Genomic DNA, 16,336 nt, shown 5'->3' on the forward strand with positions numbered 1-16,336 from the left:
CTCATGACTCAATATGTATATAGCTTTGGTCCCAAAGGTTCAGAAGGTGCTGCAAGCATGAAAAGCCTGCTGGGTGGTAAAGGCGCTAACTTGGCGGAAATGGCAAACCTTGGTTTACCGGTGCCTCCCGGACTCACTATTACAACGGAATGCTGTAGAGCTTATAATGATGGCGGCAATACCCTACCCGCTGGCGTGATGGATAGTGTGATGGAAGCACTTGCTAAAGTTGAAGGAATTACTGGCAAGCAATTCGGCGGAGATGATCCACTCCTCCTTTCGGTTCGCTCAGGCGCGGCAGTCTCTATGCCCGGCATGATGGATACGGTTTTGAACCTAGGCCTCAACACGATGACGGTTGAGGCATTGGCCAATAAAGCAGGCGATGCTCGTTTCGCATGGGATAGCTACCGTCGTTTCATTCAGATGTTTGCGGATGTGGTACTTGAGCTCGATAGTTTCACTTTTGAACAAATGCTGGATGAGAAGAAGCTCATGCTCGGCATTGTTGAAGATACAGCTCTAAGCGCCGAGGATTTACAAGATCTCGCTAATGAGTTCATGCAAGTGGTTGCAGACGAAACAGGCAAGCCTTTCCCGCAAGACCCGCGTGAGCAGCTCGAAATGGCAATCCGTGCTGTATTTAATAGCTGGATGAACCCACGCGCGATCACCTACCGTGATATTCACGAAATTAGCGGCCTTGCCGGAACGGCTGTGACGGTCCAAGCGATGGTATTTGGTAACCGTGGCGATGATTGTGCGACGGGCGTCGCCTTTACGCGCAATCCTTCCACAGGTGCGGCAGGCATCTTTGGTGAGTATCTCATCAATGCACAAGGTGAGGACGTCGTTGCCGGTATCCGCACTCCGTTGCCGATTGCTCAAGCCGCTGAAACGGAAACAGAAACCGGCAAATCTATGGAAGCGGTGATGCCGGAACTCTTTAGAGAGTTTCTAGCATTGGCAGAAAAACTCGAAGCGCATTATCGTGATATGCAAGATATCGAATTCACGATTGAAAAAGGCCAGCTATGGATGCTGCAAACACGTAACGGCAAACGTTCTGCGGCTGCGGCTGTATCGCTTGCTGTTGCTTTCGCTAATGCCGGTATCATCACACAAGCTGAGGCGGTGAAGCGTGTCGACGCTCTCTCGCTCGAGCAACTCCTTCACCCAATGATTGATCAAAATGCAGAAATTACTGTGCTGGGTCGTGGGCTGCCCGCCTCTCCGGGAGCGGCCTGTGGTAAGATTGTCTTTGATGCGGAAGAGGCACACGAAGCAGCAGCCAATGGCGAGTCCGTTATTTTGGTACGTGAAGAAACCAGCCCTGAAGATATTCAAGGCATGCATGCAGCGATGGGAATTCTCACCGCACGTGGCGGCATGACCTCGCACGCAGCCGTTGTGGCGCGTGGTATGGGGAAACCATGCGTCTGTGGCGCGAGCAGCCTGCGCATCAATGAAGCGGCTGGCACGCTTGTTCTTGCGAATGAAACACTCAGAAAAGGGGATATCATTACATTGGATGGCAGTAAGGGCGAAATCTACGCCGGTGAATTGCCAATGGCGGCACCTGCCCTTTCTGATGATTTTGAAACTCTAATGGGGTGGGCAGATTCGCACCGTACCTTGCAAGTGCGTGCGAATGCAGAAACGATTGAAGACATCCAAACCGCCCTTGAATTTGGTGCTGAGGGGATTGGCCTTTGCCGTACCGAGCATATGTTCTTCCAACCTGAGCGTATTACGGCCATGCGTGGTTATATCCTCGCTGAAGATGAAAATTTGAAAGCAAGACTTCTAACGCAGCTCGCTGAATTCCAAAAGCATGACTTTAAAGCCATCTTTGAACTAATGCGCGAGAAGCCCGTAACCGTTCGCTTGCTGGACCCTCCTTTGCACGAGTTCTTACCTCATGATGCAGCATCACTGGCCGAAGTGGCGAAGCTCACTGGCCTCTCGGCTGAGATTCTAGAAAAACGCACTGAAGCACTCTCAGAGACGAACCCAATGCTCGGGCACCGTGGTGTGCGCCTAGGGATGACTCACCCTAAGCTGTATGAAGCACAAATTCGTGCGATTCTTGAAGCCGCGATTGAAACCGGTGAAGAAGTGGTGCCAGAAATTATGGTGCCCCTCGTGATGTCGACGGAAGAGCTACGTATTCTACGCGACGTGACCCGCGATATTGCCGATCAGCTAGGCACTCAAAATTATCTATTCGGTACGATGATCGAGCTTCCAGGCGCAGCCTTGATTGCTGATGAGTTGGCCGAAATTGCAGATTTCTTCAGCTTCGGCACCAACGACCTCACGCAAACGACCCTTGGTATGTCACGCGATGATACCGGCGCGCTCCTGCAGAAATACCGTGATTTAGGCATTATTGACCGCGACCCCTTCATGGCACTCGACCAAGCTCGCGTCGGTAAACTCGTGCAATTAGCGACTGAAAAGGCTCGAGCCGTGAAACCGGATATCAAGCTAAGTGTGTGTGGTGAACAAGGCGCTGACCCAGAAAGCATTGCTTTCTGCCATCGCATTGGCCTCGATACTGTTTCATGCTCGCCTTACCGTGTGCCTGTAGCCCGCCTAGCAGCCGGCCAGAACACCGCAGATGAAGCAAGCAAAGCCGCGGCGGCCTAAAGGATAACATTCATCAAATCGTAACATTCGCGTGTTAATTTGAATAATGGGTTACAAGACAACAAGGTTAACCACGAAGCATGCACCTAACCTGTTAAGTGCTATTCATGACTTTTGTAAAAAAGGCGGCGCTCAATTTGGTGATGTCGCACGCATCGACAAAGATACATATACTAGCGGCCTCGATTGGAGCATGGGGGTTAATTCTCTGGATGGAAATAAGCTATTCCTTGGCAAGCAACTCCTCAAAATATTGAAGTATGAACAAGATAGTGATGGAGTAAGTGATGAACTGACAGCCGCACTTTATCACGAACTCGCTCACATAAAATACAAAGACGGAAACAAAAGTCTTATTGCTTATTTTGCACCTTTTGCAGGTGCAGCCATTGGAATCTTGGCGATGAGTATGGTCGAAAAGAACCAAGAAAAGGTGCAAAAAAAAGAGCTTGAAGAACAATTATCCGAAGCTAGTCCTGAGGAAGCAAAACAGCTACTTGAGCAAAAACGAGAAGACAAAAATAGTTTCATAAGTGGTGTAAAAAGAGCTGCTAAGTACGTTGCCGCCGCTACTCTCGGCTTAGGAACGGGGTTTACCATCGGTGCAGTTATCAATAACCGCATGGAATATAAAGCAGATAAATTTGCAGCAGACATGATGGGCTCTCCCAAACCAATGATCAGCACGCTGAAAACTCATCAAGCGGGGGTGGCAGCAGAAATGCGCAACAGGTCAAAAATGGGGAAATCAACCTTTGATCGGCTGCAAAGCGTGATGGAACGCCTATTCCACGCACCTATGAACAATCGGATTGAGAGACTTGAGGCGATGGACAAAGGTAGAGGGCGTTAATTAACACAGGCTTCTTCCCTTAGGACGCTGCCTAGATATCCGCGAAAATGTGAGTTTCTTCCTTACCGCCGGGATGCGTGACTGCACCTTTCTCTGCTGTACCCACCGTCTGCGCATATTTCCATAACGCACCAGAATTATAATCCGTCTTGCGGGTTTGCCATTTCTCACGACGTATCGCAAGTTCATCTGCGGTAAGTTCTACATCCAAGCGGCGCGTATCCGCATCGATCGTGATGATATCACCATTCTCAATCAGGCCAATCGGCCCACCTTCCGCTGCTTCAGGCCCCACATGGCCGATACAGAAGCCGCGGGTGCCGCCACTAAAGCGACCGTCGGTAATGAGTGCGACACTCTCGCCCTCGCCTTGTCCGTAAATCGCTGCCGTTGTCGAAAGCATCTCGCGCATTCCCGGTCCACCTTTGGGGCCTTCGTAACGAATGACGATCACCTCGCCTTGCTTATATTCGCGTTTTCCAACCGCTTCGAATGCATCTTCTTCACAATCGAATACACGTGCGGGTCCCGAGAATTGACGAGCCTTTAAGCCGGCCACTTTTACGATGGCACCTTCAGGCGCAAGATTGCCTTTGAGCGTCACAACGCCACCGGTTGGCGCGAGCGGTTTATCATGTGGGTAAACGACGTCTTGCCCATCCGGCCATGTCACATTTGCTAGATTTTCTGCCATGGTTTTACCGGTCACCGTCATGCAATCACCATGTAAATAACCGCCTTCTAGTAGCGTTTTAAGCACAATTTGCACCCCACCCACTTCGAAAAGGTCTTTGGCAACATATTTACCGCCCGGTTTTAAATCTGCTAAATAAGGCGTGCGATCAAAGATTGCGCCGACCTCATGCAAATCAAACTCAATGCCACACTCATGCGCCAGTGCAGGTAAATGCAAACCAGCATTCGTTGAGCCACCCGTTGCTGCAACAATTGCAGCGGCGTTCTCTAAGGATTTACGTGTGACGATATCGCGCGGTCGGATTTTATTTTTGATAAGATTCATCACGGCTTCACCCGAACGGAATGCATAATCATCACGTGATTCATATGAGGCTGGAGGGCCTGAAGAGCCCGGTAATGCTAGGCCAATCGCTTCAGAGACACAAGCCATCGTATTCGCCGTAAACTGGCCACCACATGACCCACCCGATGGGCAAGCGACTTTCTCTAACGCTTCGAGCTCTTCTAAACTCATATTACCGGCGGAATGCTGGCCAACACCTTCAAACACATCCACCACCGTCACCTCTTTGCCTTTATATTTGCCCGGTAGAATCGAACCGCCATAAAGGAAAACAGAAGGCACGTTCAAGCGCACCATAGACATCATCAAGCCCGGTAAAGACTTATCACAGCCGGCGAGGCCCACAATCGCATCATAGCAATGGCCGCGCATGGTGAGCTCAACCGAATCGGCAATAATATCGCGACTTACCAAAGAGGCCTTCATACCTTGATGTCCCATGGCAATGCCATCCGTCACCGTAATCGTTGTAAATTCACGAGGAGTTCCACCCGCCGCATGAACCCCCTTTTTCGCTACCTGTGCCTGACGGCCTAGCGTAATATTACAGGGTGCAGCCTCGTTCCATGTCGTCGCCACCCCAACTAAAGGCTGGTCAATTTCTTTTTTACCTAATCCCATCGCATAGAGATAACTACGGTGTGGCGCACGTTCAGGGCCTTGGGTTACATGACGACTCACGAGTCGTGATTTGCCGAATTCTTTAGACATAATAACCTCTGATAGGTGTTAGTAAGGTTGATATTTCGCCATACGTTGCGCGGATTTCCCCGTTGCTTGATAATAACCAAGCGTTTGCATCATCGGCTGATCGCGACGAGCAACAGCGATGGCCATCGGGGTGACACCACTCATATCGTTCACGTAGGAATTTGCACCAGCACGTAGCAGAATAGTTACCATATCTTGGCGGCCTAAAAAGACTGCGCGATGTAATGGTGTTGCTCCGTAACGATCTTGATGACTAGGGTTTGCTCCTAAAGCAAGAACCAGTTGCAATGTGGTAGTTGCGCCTGCTTTAACGGCATGCATCGCGAGGTCTTCACCCTTGGTATTCACAAGTGAAATAGGGACCCCTGTACGCAAGATAGCTCGTACGGCATCCGCATCATTGGCGCCAACAGCACCAAACATGTGCGCTTCGATCTCTTTCTTATACATGGCGTGCGGCAAGTGACGATTCGCGTTACTATATTGCTTATGATAAATTCTCGGAGGTAATTTTTGCGTTTTGAAGTTACGTGGCCACACCACTCGACGACTATCTCCGTCAGAGGCAATATCACCCAAATCGGCGCCATCCTCATCATAAACATCACCACTATTGATTTCTTTATCAATCAGGTCTGCTAGGCTTGTGCCATCATCTAACTCTTTATCCGCTATTACTTTTTTAACGGGTGGTTTCGTTGCTACTTTTTCTTCTTTTTGACGATCTTGCGGCAGTGGCTTAAGCGATGGCAAAGCCTCGTCTGTCATCCAACTCGGCAACATATCCGCTAGCTCAGAACTAATAGGCTTCTCGTCAGGTAATTCTGGAGGCCCCAAATCCGCTACACCTTCAGGCTCTTTTACGGCATCTGCATTTGCTGGTTTTGCCATTTCTATATCAGGAACAGCAGCTGTTTCACTAAAGCTTGGGATAGCGGGTAGAGCCGGTAGCTCTGGCGCTTCCAGCATATCTGCAATTTCAGCATCTGGATTGACAACTGGCGCTTCCAATTCGGGCATATCTGGTAACTCTGGTGCTGCTTGAGCGACGGTGGCTCCTTCTGGAGGTACAGGCAATGCAGCAGGATCAAACAACCCAAAATCTGGCATTGCAATATCATTGCCAGCAGGTAACTCAGGCACGGCAAACATATCCTCTGATGCAACGTCATTTGCTGCAGGGAGAGGAGGCATTTGCGGCACTTCAGGATTAGCAGCGACAGGAGTTTCTATGGCAGGAGCTTCTACAACAGCAGGGGGAGAAGCTAGCTCTGGTGCTGCGACCTGCATCCCAGGCAATGGAGGCAATGGCGGTAATGCAGGCAGACCTTGTGCTGCCACAAGCGTTGGCATAAAAGCAGCGATCATCATCCACGGAAACATTTTTGCAACCTTCTGAAAATGCGCATTATTTTTGTTTTTCTTATGCATTTGAATGTTATTCTATACAAGCTAACAAAGGCTGACTATCTAAAAGTTAAGTCTTGGGGAAATAAAATAAAATAGGTAAATATTTCACTACCTTAGGCATGCAATTATTCTGCTAGTTTTTTAACTTCTTTTTGCACGACTCGCTCAACAACCGCCGGAAGGTTTTCATCCAACCATGCTTTTAGCATTGGGCGCATTGCTTCGATCATCAGATCTTCAACGCTCGTACCAGAGCGCATCGCTAAGCCATCAGAATGTTCTGATGCTGCAGCCGCTTGTTGTTTGACTTCATCAAAAATAGCGGCGGTCGCAGCGGCAGGGCCCTCTGAAATCAATGTACCGTCATCTTCCATCGGTTCGAATGTCTCTACGGCCGGCGCTTCCTCAGGAAGGTCCGTGCTATCCTCTAGCATTGCATCAAGATCGCCAAAAATATCGTCTTCTTCTGCGGTATCTTCTTCAACCGCAAGCGTATTATCCATCTCAGGCTCATCTTCAAGAATTTCTGTTAATTCCAAAATATCGGAATCATCATCCTCTTCTTCTTCGATTTCCGGCTCAACTACTGGCTCAGGTTCTGGTACTGGTGCTTCTTCTTCCGCAAGAATCATCTCAATTTCATCAGAATCAGCATCTGCTGCGATTTCCGGCTCAATTTCTGGCTCGAGCTCGGGTTCTGGCATTTCTTCAACAGGTTCTTCCACGACTTCATTTTCTTTAGGCTCGGGCTCTTCAGCCACGACTTCCTCTGAAGTGTCAACCTCCTGCTCATCTTCGGTGATAATACGACGAATCGACTGGAGAATTTCCTCCATCGACTGATCTTCGCCTTCTGTAGCCTCTGCTGCTTCCGTGTCGCTCATACCATCCCTGCGATTTTTTCTTATTATAACAGTTCTTTTTTCCTAAAAGCCAATAAATTGATACTCTGTATCATCATAATAGCCTTCTGCGTCATACAGAGGCACATCTAAACCCATATTTTCTGCTGTCAAGCGTCCTAGTACTGCTAAAACAGAATAAGCCGCAACGACTTCATTACGTTCTGCGATGACTAACTGCACCTCAGTATTGAACAATTCACGCTCAGCATCGAGCACATCAAGTGTCGTACGCGAACCATACTGTTGCTCTTGGCGCACCCCTTCAAGCGCGACTTGCGCCGCTTCAATCGCTAATTTATTTGATTTAATCGTTGCGGTCGCGGCCTGTAGATCTTCCCACGCTCCTACGGCCTGGCGACGCACTTGATTCTTCACATCAACCAATTGAAAACGACTCTGTTGGTAAGTTTCCTTCGCTTGACGAATTTGCGAATAGCGAGCTCCCCCTGCAAAAAGAGGTAATGTCGCGGATACCACCACTCCATCTCGATCAAAGTCAGTGGTTCCAAACGTCCCCGCTCCTTCTTGACGGCTCATCGTGCCCTCAAGATTAACAGAGGGTAGCAATGTACCTATATTCGCATTCACATTATAATCGGCTGCTTCGGTAGCAAACTTAGCTTCTTGAACGATTGGGCTATACTCTAACGCCAACGCAATAAAATGCTCTAAGCTTTTAGGGGCTTCTGGAAGCTTTCTGGGTGGTGCCATAGAGGTAGGTTGCTCTCCCACCACCTCAAAGTAAATTGCTTTTGCAGACTCTAGCTGGCCTTTGCTATTAATCACATCCGATTCCGCCAAGGCTAAGCGCGCTTCTGACTGAGCGACATCCGTGCGTGTATCTTCGCCTACTTCAAACCGTTGCGTCGCAGCCTCGCGCTGACGATCCAAAACAGCGCGATTTTTCTTACTTAATTCGAATACCGCATGGGTGCGCACTACTTCGACATAGGCCGTAATCGCTTGCAGTAAGACGCCCTGCTCCACCTGCGTTAGACGTTCCATCGCAGCGTCAACCTGTCGGCGAGCCGCTTTCGTATTGGCATAGGTCGTGCCTCCTCGGAAGAGTGGCTGCACCACGGAGAGTGACTTTAGCTGCGAGTCTGTACTTGACCAAGTCGTCCCTGGGGTTTGTGTGCGCTGGCGCCCCCTGCTGTAAGAAAGGTTAGCACTTGGAAGTGCGCCGGCTAATGCTTGCGGCACCCGTTCAACCGTTCCTTGAAAAGCGCGTCTTTGGGCTTCCAGCTCAGGGTTCTTATTATAGGCTCTTGAGAGTGCGCCCTTCAAGGCGTTATCTAATGGATACTTTCGAACCTCGGGTTCTTTTATGGTTGTCACAACCGCTTCTTCTGTTGTCGTAACCACTTCTTCAAGCGCTTCGATGATCGGTTCTTGAACCTTCTCTACAATAGGCTCTTCTACAATCGCTTCAGCTGCTATGGCCTCAGCAATGACTTCAGCCGCTTCTGCTGCGGTTAAAGGAGTCTCTGCTTCCATCTCAAGCAATATTTCGGCTTCTTCAGCAGCGGAGATAACCTCGCCTTCCAGAATCACTTCTGGTTGAATGGTTTGCGCATGTAGAGGGGCCGCAGCAAGTAAACAACTCGCCATTAAAAGGTAACTATATCGTGAAAGGTTCATTATTTATCCTTAGAAAGAGAATTCAGCTTTTGCTTTAAAATCGTCAAGAAGCGGGGTTGCTGCTTCAAATAAGATTTTCTTGTGAATATTATCGCCAATGCGTGTCCAGCAAACGGCTTGCCCGACTCCTGCCGTTCCATGTTGAGCTGCTGCCGAAGCCGCTTCAATCGCAATCACTTTGCCATTTTCAGCCAGCTGTTCAAAAATTTCCTGCGGTATTGTTGCAACACCGCCGTTGATAAAGACGATATCGTAAGGCGCCTTTAAACTATAGCCTCCAGCCACCGATGCACATAACAGTTGGACGTCACCTTGAATATCACGCAAATTTTTGCGCGCGACCTCTGCCAACTCACCGACAGATTCAACAGCGACGACATTATTTGATAATTGCGAGAAAACCGCCGCCGAATAGCCTGTACCACAGGCAATATCGAGGATTCGGTCTGTTTTTTGGATATCCGCTTCTTGCACTAAACGAGCAAAAATTCGTGGTTCCATCAGGAAACGTCCATGGCCGAGCGGGATATCTTCATCAATATAGGCAGTTTCCGCAAATGCTTTCGGGACGAATTTTTCACGTGAAGTGGCTTCAATCGCAGCAAGAAGACGCGATGCGCTCACCCCTGATGGCTCAAGCTGATTGGTAATCATATTAACACGGGCTTGTGTAGAATAAGCCATAGAAAATTTCTCCCATATAAAGATAGCCTGTCCTAGCAAGCTTTGGCGAACCATGCCACAAAAACATGCCCTGTCTACATGTTATAGATAAAATTAGTCATTTTATGCTTGTCTGGAACACCCAGATGCGTTCTAAAAAGCACGCGAGGCTAGGTAGCAAAGTGGTAATGCAAGGGACTGCAACTCCCTCATCGTCGGTTCGATTCCGACCCTGGCCTCCAGTTTTTTATTTTTAGGCTTTGCTTCTTGCACCAGAAAAGGTAAACGTGGCGTAATAAATTAAGAATAAAAGGCAGGGGTTTTACGGTGCACTTTGTTAGGTTTTTATCATTTTTTGTCATAAGTGTGAGCTTGTTTTCTACAGCCACACTTGCTGATACTGTTTTCATGGTTCAACTCGGAAGCTACGATAGTAGTGAAAAAGCAGATGCCACATGGGACCGCCTTACGGCCGAAAATGCAACGCTTTTTGACGGGCTCTCGCACTTAAATAGCCGCATTTCACTTCCTCCAGAAAACATTACAACCTTCCGCCTTCAGGTTGGCCCTATTTCAAACCGCGTAAAAGCAAAACAGATTTGCTCTACTTTGCGTATCGATGATGAAGATTGTTTTGTAGTGGAAACAGCAATGTTTGTTGGAGAAGAGCAATTTGACGTAGCAGGTATTATTACGCCAGAACTGCCCGTACCGAGTGCAGTTGCCGTAGCAGCAGCCCCTTCTCTTCTTGGTAGCGCAGGTAATGCGCTTGATAGTATTACGAATGCCATCATTGCTCCTTTCAGCAGAGATGAAAGCGAATCAGGGTCAGATATCGCAGGGTTAGCTGAACTTGAAGATGAAGCAGTTGCCCAAGCTAGTGTCATCGAAGATGAAATTGAGGAAACCCAAGAAACTGTAGAAACTGCAGTGATTGAAGATACAGTCGAAGCAGCAGCTGAAGAAGAATCCCTCACTGAGACTTTTCTACCATGGTTACGCCGCAAAAAACCTACAACACGCGTCACTCGTAATCTTACCCCCCCTACAGCAACTAATCCGGACCTTTCCGCTGAGGAAATCGTCGAAGAAGTTGCTATTGCGACTCCTGAAGTGAAAATGGTACAGCTCAAGGCGTTACCTGTTATTGAGAAGCCAAAGGTCGAGATTACAGCCCTTCCGGCGACTCCGGTTATCAAAAAATCACTTCGTACTGCCGCTAAGCCCGTGATTGAAGCTCCGATTGCCCGCTCGTCTCGCACTCGTGGCCTCGCTTCTGCAGTTATCAGGCAGCCTCTGGAAAATGTGAAAAAGGCAACACCTGCCCTAACGGTTGGAAAAGCGATTATACCTGCAACTGATGGCTCCGTTGAAGTGGCTGAAGCCATTGCTGTTCCTTTGTCTGACATCACGGCAGCAACACGTGCCGCAGGCTTCGAGCCAAAAACCAAATCTGGGTTACCTATCTTTAAAGGGCGCAAAGCTCTTGGCTGGCGTGGCACCCCCTCTCAGAGCTTTTTGCAAAAGTCACTTTGGGTGAAACTTAACTATTTTGAGAATAATGCAAAAGCAACAAACTACTGGAATGAGCTACGTCGTCAGCAGCCTGCTCTTACCCAAAAGCTCCGCATGCGCCTTACGCAACCGTATAGTCAACGCAAAAACGGAAAACGTGTTTCGATGCAGCTAGGACCGTTGCTAGCTTACAAAGACGTACAAGCTCTCTGTAAAGCAGCAGGCAAACCGGGTCTCATTTGCGAAGTGCAGCGTAATGCAGGAGTTTCAACGGCTCAGCACAATCGTGGTACGGAAACACGCAACGGCCTAACTTCTCGTCGTGATATTGCGAATCAGCAAAGACGTAATACACGTAAAGCTCGCTCGCAATTCTGGGCGCAAATGGGCAGCTACCGCAACCGTGGCGATGCTATGAAAGTATGGAGCGAATTGAAATTACGCCATAGCGAATTACGTGGCAAAGCTCCTCACCTTGCGCATCCGGCTAATTCAAGCAGCAGTCGCACCATCTATCGATTACGCACCGGGCCTTTTGCCACACGAAATGCGGCGCAAGAGCTTTGCAGTGGCCTGAATGCTGATTCGACGCCCTGCGTTGTGGTGAATAACTAACGCTCAAAGATTCTATTCTCTCACCCTGCTGTTAAAAACAACGTCATAGAGGGAGTCATTCTAGCGCCCAGCAGTGTAAAAGTGTATGAGTGGACCTTATGAAAAAACGGCCTGATGTGACTCCCGTAACTGTATCTATCCAAGCCCTTGGCGGCATGGGAGAGGGTATGGGCATCCATAATGGGGAAGCAATTTATGTGCCCTATAGCTGCGCCGGAGATACGTTGCGCGTACGCTTGACCCAACCCAAAGCACAATTATTGGAAATATTAGAACCGTCCGCAGATCGTGTCACTCCCCACTGCAAACACTTCACCACCTGCGGCGGCTGCAACTTACAGCACCTCAACACAGCGACTTATACGGAATTCAAACCGCGCATCTTGCAGAAGATTCTCTCTCAAATCGGCGCTAACGAGACCGTTATTCAGCCGATGATTGAAGGCGGACAAGAAAGCCGTCGTCGAGTCGAATTCAAAGTTACCTCGCATAAGGGAGTGGTCGATATAGGCTTCTTCGAAGCGAGAACTCATGCACTCATTGCGGTTGAAGAATGCCCTATTAGTGCGCCACAATTGTTGGCGCCCCTGTCCGCATTCAAGCAATCTATTGAGAGCCTTAAGAAGCCAAGTCATATCAAAGCGATTCATGTCACCGCCTTAGACTCAGGCCTGGATGTTATCATTCATGTGAGTCAGCCCCTAAATGCGAAGGATCGAGAGCAGCTGGTTCAGCTTGCAACCGATCAAGGTTTTGTACGCTTAAGCGAACAGTTTGAAGAGACGCTGACTTTGTTTGATAGCGGCCAGGCGTTAGTAGAGTTTGCAGGTGTCAGCGTTAACTTCCCTACTGGTGCGTTCTTACAGGCCACGAGGCGGGGCGAAGCGGCGATCGCTCAGCTCGTGACGACGCATCTACAAGGTTGCGAGTATATTGCTGATTTATACTCCGGTTGCGGTACGTATAGCTTCCCCTTATTGGCGCAGGCCAAGCGTGTCAGTGCCTATGAAGGCAACGACGCGATGATTGCTGCCATGCATAATGCGATTCTGAAAGCAAAGCTCGAAAATAAGATGAGTGCGACAGCGCGCGATCTTTATAAGAACCCTTTAACTGCGACAGAACTCAAGCATTATGATGGTATTGTTATTAACCCATCACGCAATGGCGCCCTGCCCCAAGTTAAGCAAATCGCTAACAGTCATCTCAAGAAGCTCGTGATGGTATCGTGCAGTCCTAATAGTTTTAAGCGCGATGCGAAACACCTACTTGATGCTGGATGGCGCATGATAGAAGCCACGCCGATTGATCAATTCTATTGGAGTGCGCATCTCGAGATTGTAGCAATATTTACAAAATAACGAAAAACACTCTATAATAAGATTATGATCATAGACTCTAAACGCTACCGCGCACCGCAAGGCCAACGGATAAAACTCGACGATTGGGATACGCTCAATACGCCGTTTTATACGGATAAAAAAGATTATAAAGCGCAAATCAAAGCGAGTGTAGGCGCTCTCAGCGAGCTGCAAGAAATGCTCTACGCCCATGATAAGCACTCGCTACTGGTTGTGTTCCAAGCGATGGATGCCGCAGGTAAAGATGGCACCATTCGTCATGTATTCTCGGGCATGAATCCACAAGGCTTTCAAGTTTCCAGCTTCAAAAAGCCCAGCGATGAAGAGCTCGATCATGACTTCCTCTGGCGTACGACAAAACAGTTACCCGAACGCGGGCGCATCGGTATTTTTAACCGCAGCTATTACGAAGAAGTGCTAATTGTGAAAGTGCATCAGGGAATCCTAAAGGGACAAAAGCTCCCATCCGAACTCATCAGCAATAATATTTGGCAAGAGCGTTATCGATCCATCACGGATTTTGAGAGCCACCTCGAACGTAACGGTACAAAGGTAGTAAAGTTCTTCCTCCATCTATCCAAAGAAGAGCAGCGTCAGCGCTTCCTTGCGCGTATTGATGAGCCTGAAAAGAATTGGAAATTCAGCGAAGGCGACGTCAAAGAGCGCGGCTATTGGGATGAGTATCAAACAACTTATGCCGAAGCGATCAGCGCGACCAGCACTGAAGCAGCGCCGTGGTATATAGTACCGGCAGATGATAAAAAGAATGCCCGCCTCATCGTCAGCCAAGTACTGCGTGATACATTAAGCGGGTTTCACATGAACTATCCAGCACAAGCACTTGAACAAGAAGAAAAACTACAAGAAATTCGAAAGCAATTGCTAAGCGAGTAACTTGCTTAAGCAACCTGCATATTTCGAGTGCCAGTCGGTAGCTTCACCTTCAAACCATCCAATGCGTCAGACATAAGAATCTGGCAACCAAGGCGAGATGTTTCCGTCAAACCAAAGGCGAGATCAAGCATATCTTCTTCATCTTCGCTGGGTTCTTTTAGGGTGTTAAAATAAGCATCATCCACAATGACGTGGCAGGTTGAACAAGCGAGCGAGCCTTCACATGCGCCTTCTAGCGCGACTGCATTATGGTGAGCGACTTCCAAAACAGATTGGCCGTTTGGCGCATCAAATGTTTGTTCCGTTCCGTCGGGGAGTACAAAAGTAAGTTTTGGCATAATATCTATCCTATTTCTTCTACTGATTTGCCTTCTAGCGCATCTGATATAGCGCTGTCCATTCTTCTTTGCGCAAATGGGTAGGCGATTGTTTCCAATGCCTTATGTGCCGCGTCGATTACGTCACGGTCATCGCCCTTAATTGCGACCTGTAATGCCTCAACGATTCTGGGTAAAGCAGCCTGCTCTTCTGCCGTTAGCAGTGAGCCACTCTCAGACATCGCGGATGATAAGTCATAGATCAAGCGCTCTGATTCAACGCGAGCTTCGGCCAATAAGCGCAACGTAATGTCCTCACGGGCATATTGCATCGAATCGCGAATCATCCCTTCGATTTTTTCTGGTGGCAGACCGTAAGAGGGTTTGACCTCCACATGCTGCTGCGTGCCGGTCGTTTTCTCCTCAGCCGTTACGCTGAGCAAACCATCAGCATCCACCGTAAACGTCACTTCAATACGCGCGAGGCCGGCGGCCATAGGCGGGATATCCGACAGGGTAAATTTAGCGAGTGAGCGGCACTGGTCTACCATCTCACGCTCGCCTTGCAGCACGTGGATGAGCATGGCATTCTGACCATCTTGATAGGTCGTAAATTCTTGGCGCGCCGAAACCGGAATTGGGCTGTTACGGTGAACCACCTTCTCTACCAAGCCGCCCATCGTCTCAAGTCCGAGCGATAATGGCGTTACATCCAGCAATAATGTATCCGAACCACGCGTAAGGGCTTTTGCCTGTAAGCCAGCGCCTAAGGCCACCACTTTATCAGGATCAATATCCGTAAGCGCCGGCTTCCCAAAAAACGCCTCCGCTGCTTTACGAACCGCCGGCACACGCGTTGAGCCACCGACAAGTACCACGCCTTTGATCTCAGCGATGCTTAAATCCGCATCATCCAATGCTTGCTTGCTGGCTACCGTGGTTTTAGTGACAAGTGGCGCAATAAGCGTGTCAAATACCTCACGCCTAATGGTCTTGCCTTCAAATTCGACGCTATTTGATTCGGAAAGCTGTTCTTTAAGCGTACGCGCTTGCAATGGCGTCATGCCAAATTCATTGGCAATAGCAGTATCAAAATCATCACCACCAAGCGCAACATCACCGTGAGTCGAGAGCACTTGAAATACGCCCTTCTCCATCCGCAAAATAGAGATATCAAAGGTGCCGCCGCCTAAGTCGTAAATAGCATAAATACCTTCTGATTCATGATCGAGGCCATAGGCTAACGCCGCTGCCGTAGGCTCATTCACCAAGCGCAACACTTCTAAACCGGCCAAACGAGCCGCATCGCGAGTGGCAGTACGTGCTGTATCATCGAAATAAGCAGGAACGGTAATCACTGCTTCCGTCACATCCGTATCTAACTGAACCTCGGCTAGTTCTTTGAGGTAACGCAGGATATCTGCTGAAGTTTCAACCGGTGTTTTACCGTTAGCAACCACGTCTGCAGCACCTTCAGCAATTTTGCGCTTGATGGAGTGGATAGCAGTGGCGCTCTGTTTAGCTGCTTCGCCTACACGTATATCATCGCTATAATCAACGATAGAGGGGTGAATGCTTTTGCCTCGCGCATCCGTCACATATTGCGGCACGCCTTCTGCATCGAGATAGCTAACAACGCAATGCGTCGTGCCTAAATCAATGCCAATTGCGAGTTTTTGTTCATCGGCATGCGGTCGTGGCGCGGCGCCAGGTTCGTGAATTTGGAGTAATGCCATGATACTATCCTCTAGCTGCCA

At 48.9% G+C, this 16,336-nt stretch carries 12 protein-coding genes and 1 tRNA gene; 6 read left to right on the forward strand and 7 right to left on the reverse strand.

All coding sequences use genetic code 11. The annotated features are described in order from the left end of the window. Positions 1-3 precede the first annotated feature (3 nt). Both ppdK and P8P30_02465 read left to right on the forward strand, forming a co-directional pair. Positions 4-2,652 carry a pyruvate, phosphate dikinase gene (gene ppdK, locus P8P30_02460; protein MDG1286408.1) on the forward strand — a complete coding sequence of 883 codons (2,649 nt, stop codon included), beginning with the start codon at positions 4-6 and terminating at the stop codon, positions 2,650-2,652. A 46-nt stretch (positions 2,653-2,698) separates the two neighbouring features. Continuing rightward, positions 2,699-3,505: a M48 family metalloprotease gene (locus P8P30_02465; GenBank protein MDG1286409.1), complete on the forward strand. Its 807-nt coding sequence runs from the start codon at positions 2,699-2,701 to the stop codon at positions 3,503-3,505. A gap of 31 nt (positions 3,506-3,536) precedes the next feature. Here P8P30_02465 and ilvD read toward each other — a convergent pair whose 3' ends face one another. The 5 genes from ilvD to P8P30_02490 form a co-directional block, all read right to left on the reverse strand. Next, positions 3,537-5,258, reverse strand: a complete 1,722-nt coding sequence (gene ilvD, locus P8P30_02470) for a dihydroxy-acid dehydratase (protein ID MDG1286410.1) — start codon at positions 5,256-5,258, stop codon at positions 3,537-3,539. Between the two features lie 18 nt (positions 5,259-5,276). After that, positions 5,277-6,689 carry an ankyrin repeat domain-containing protein gene (locus P8P30_02475; GenBank protein MDG1286411.1) on the reverse strand — a complete coding sequence of 471 codons (1,413 nt, stop codon included), beginning with the start codon at positions 6,687-6,689 and terminating at the stop codon, positions 5,277-5,279. A gap of 104 nt (positions 6,690-6,793) precedes the next feature. After that, entirely contained in the window at positions 6,794-7,552 is a 759-nt protein-coding gene (locus tag P8P30_02480; protein MDG1286412.1) for a DUF2497 domain-containing protein, read from the reverse strand. A 42-nt stretch (positions 7,553-7,594) separates the two neighbouring features. Then, positions 7,595-9,214, reverse strand: coding sequence for a TolC family outer membrane protein (locus tag P8P30_02485; GenBank protein ID MDG1286413.1), 1,620 nt, complete (start codon positions 9,212-9,214; stop codon positions 7,595-7,597). Between the two features lie 9 nt (positions 9,215-9,223). Then, positions 9,224-9,898, reverse strand: a complete 675-nt coding sequence (locus P8P30_02490; protein MDG1286414.1) for a protein-L-isoaspartate O-methyltransferase — start codon at positions 9,896-9,898, stop codon at positions 9,224-9,226. Between the two features lie 147 nt (positions 9,899-10,045). On the opposite strand from P8P30_02490, the gene P8P30_02495 reads away from it, so the two are divergent. The 4 genes from P8P30_02495 (at position 10,046) to P8P30_02510 (ending at position 14,262) form a co-directional block, all read left to right on the forward strand. Then, positions 10,046-10,119, forward strand: a tRNA-Cys gene (locus P8P30_02495). Positions 10,120-10,285: 166 nt separating this feature from the next. After that, positions 10,286-12,007, forward strand: coding sequence for an SPOR domain-containing protein (locus tag P8P30_02500; protein MDG1286415.1), 1,722 nt, complete (start codon positions 10,286-10,288; stop codon positions 12,005-12,007). Positions 12,008-12,105: 98 nt separating this feature from the next. After that, positions 12,106-13,368, forward strand: coding sequence for a hypothetical protein (locus P8P30_02505; GenBank protein MDG1286416.1), 1,263 nt, complete (start codon positions 12,106-12,108; stop codon positions 13,366-13,368). Positions 13,369-13,392: 24 nt separating this feature from the next. Next, on the forward strand, positions 13,393-14,262 hold the full coding sequence (locus P8P30_02510; protein ID MDG1286417.1) for a polyphosphate kinase 2 family protein: 870 nt from the start codon (positions 13,393-13,395) through the stop codon (positions 14,260-14,262). Between the two features lie 5 nt (positions 14,263-14,267). On the opposite strand, the gene P8P30_02515 is transcribed toward P8P30_02510, so the two are convergent. Both P8P30_02515 and hscA read right to left on the reverse strand, forming a co-directional pair. After that, entirely contained in the window at positions 14,268-14,600 is a 333-nt protein-coding gene (locus tag P8P30_02515; GenBank protein MDG1286418.1) for a ferredoxin family 2Fe-2S iron-sulfur cluster binding protein, read from the reverse strand. Positions 14,601-14,605: 5 nt separating this feature from the next. Then, positions 14,606-16,315, reverse strand: coding sequence for a Fe-S protein assembly chaperone HscA (hscA, locus tag P8P30_02520; protein MDG1286419.1), 1,710 nt, complete (start codon positions 16,313-16,315; stop codon positions 14,606-14,608). Between the last annotated feature and the right edge of the window lie 21 nt (positions 16,316-16,336).

Source organism: Rickettsiales bacterium, from assembly GCA_029252805.1.
Taxonomy (GTDB): Bacteria; Pseudomonadota; Alphaproteobacteria; order Rickettsiales; family JALZUV01; genus JALZUV01.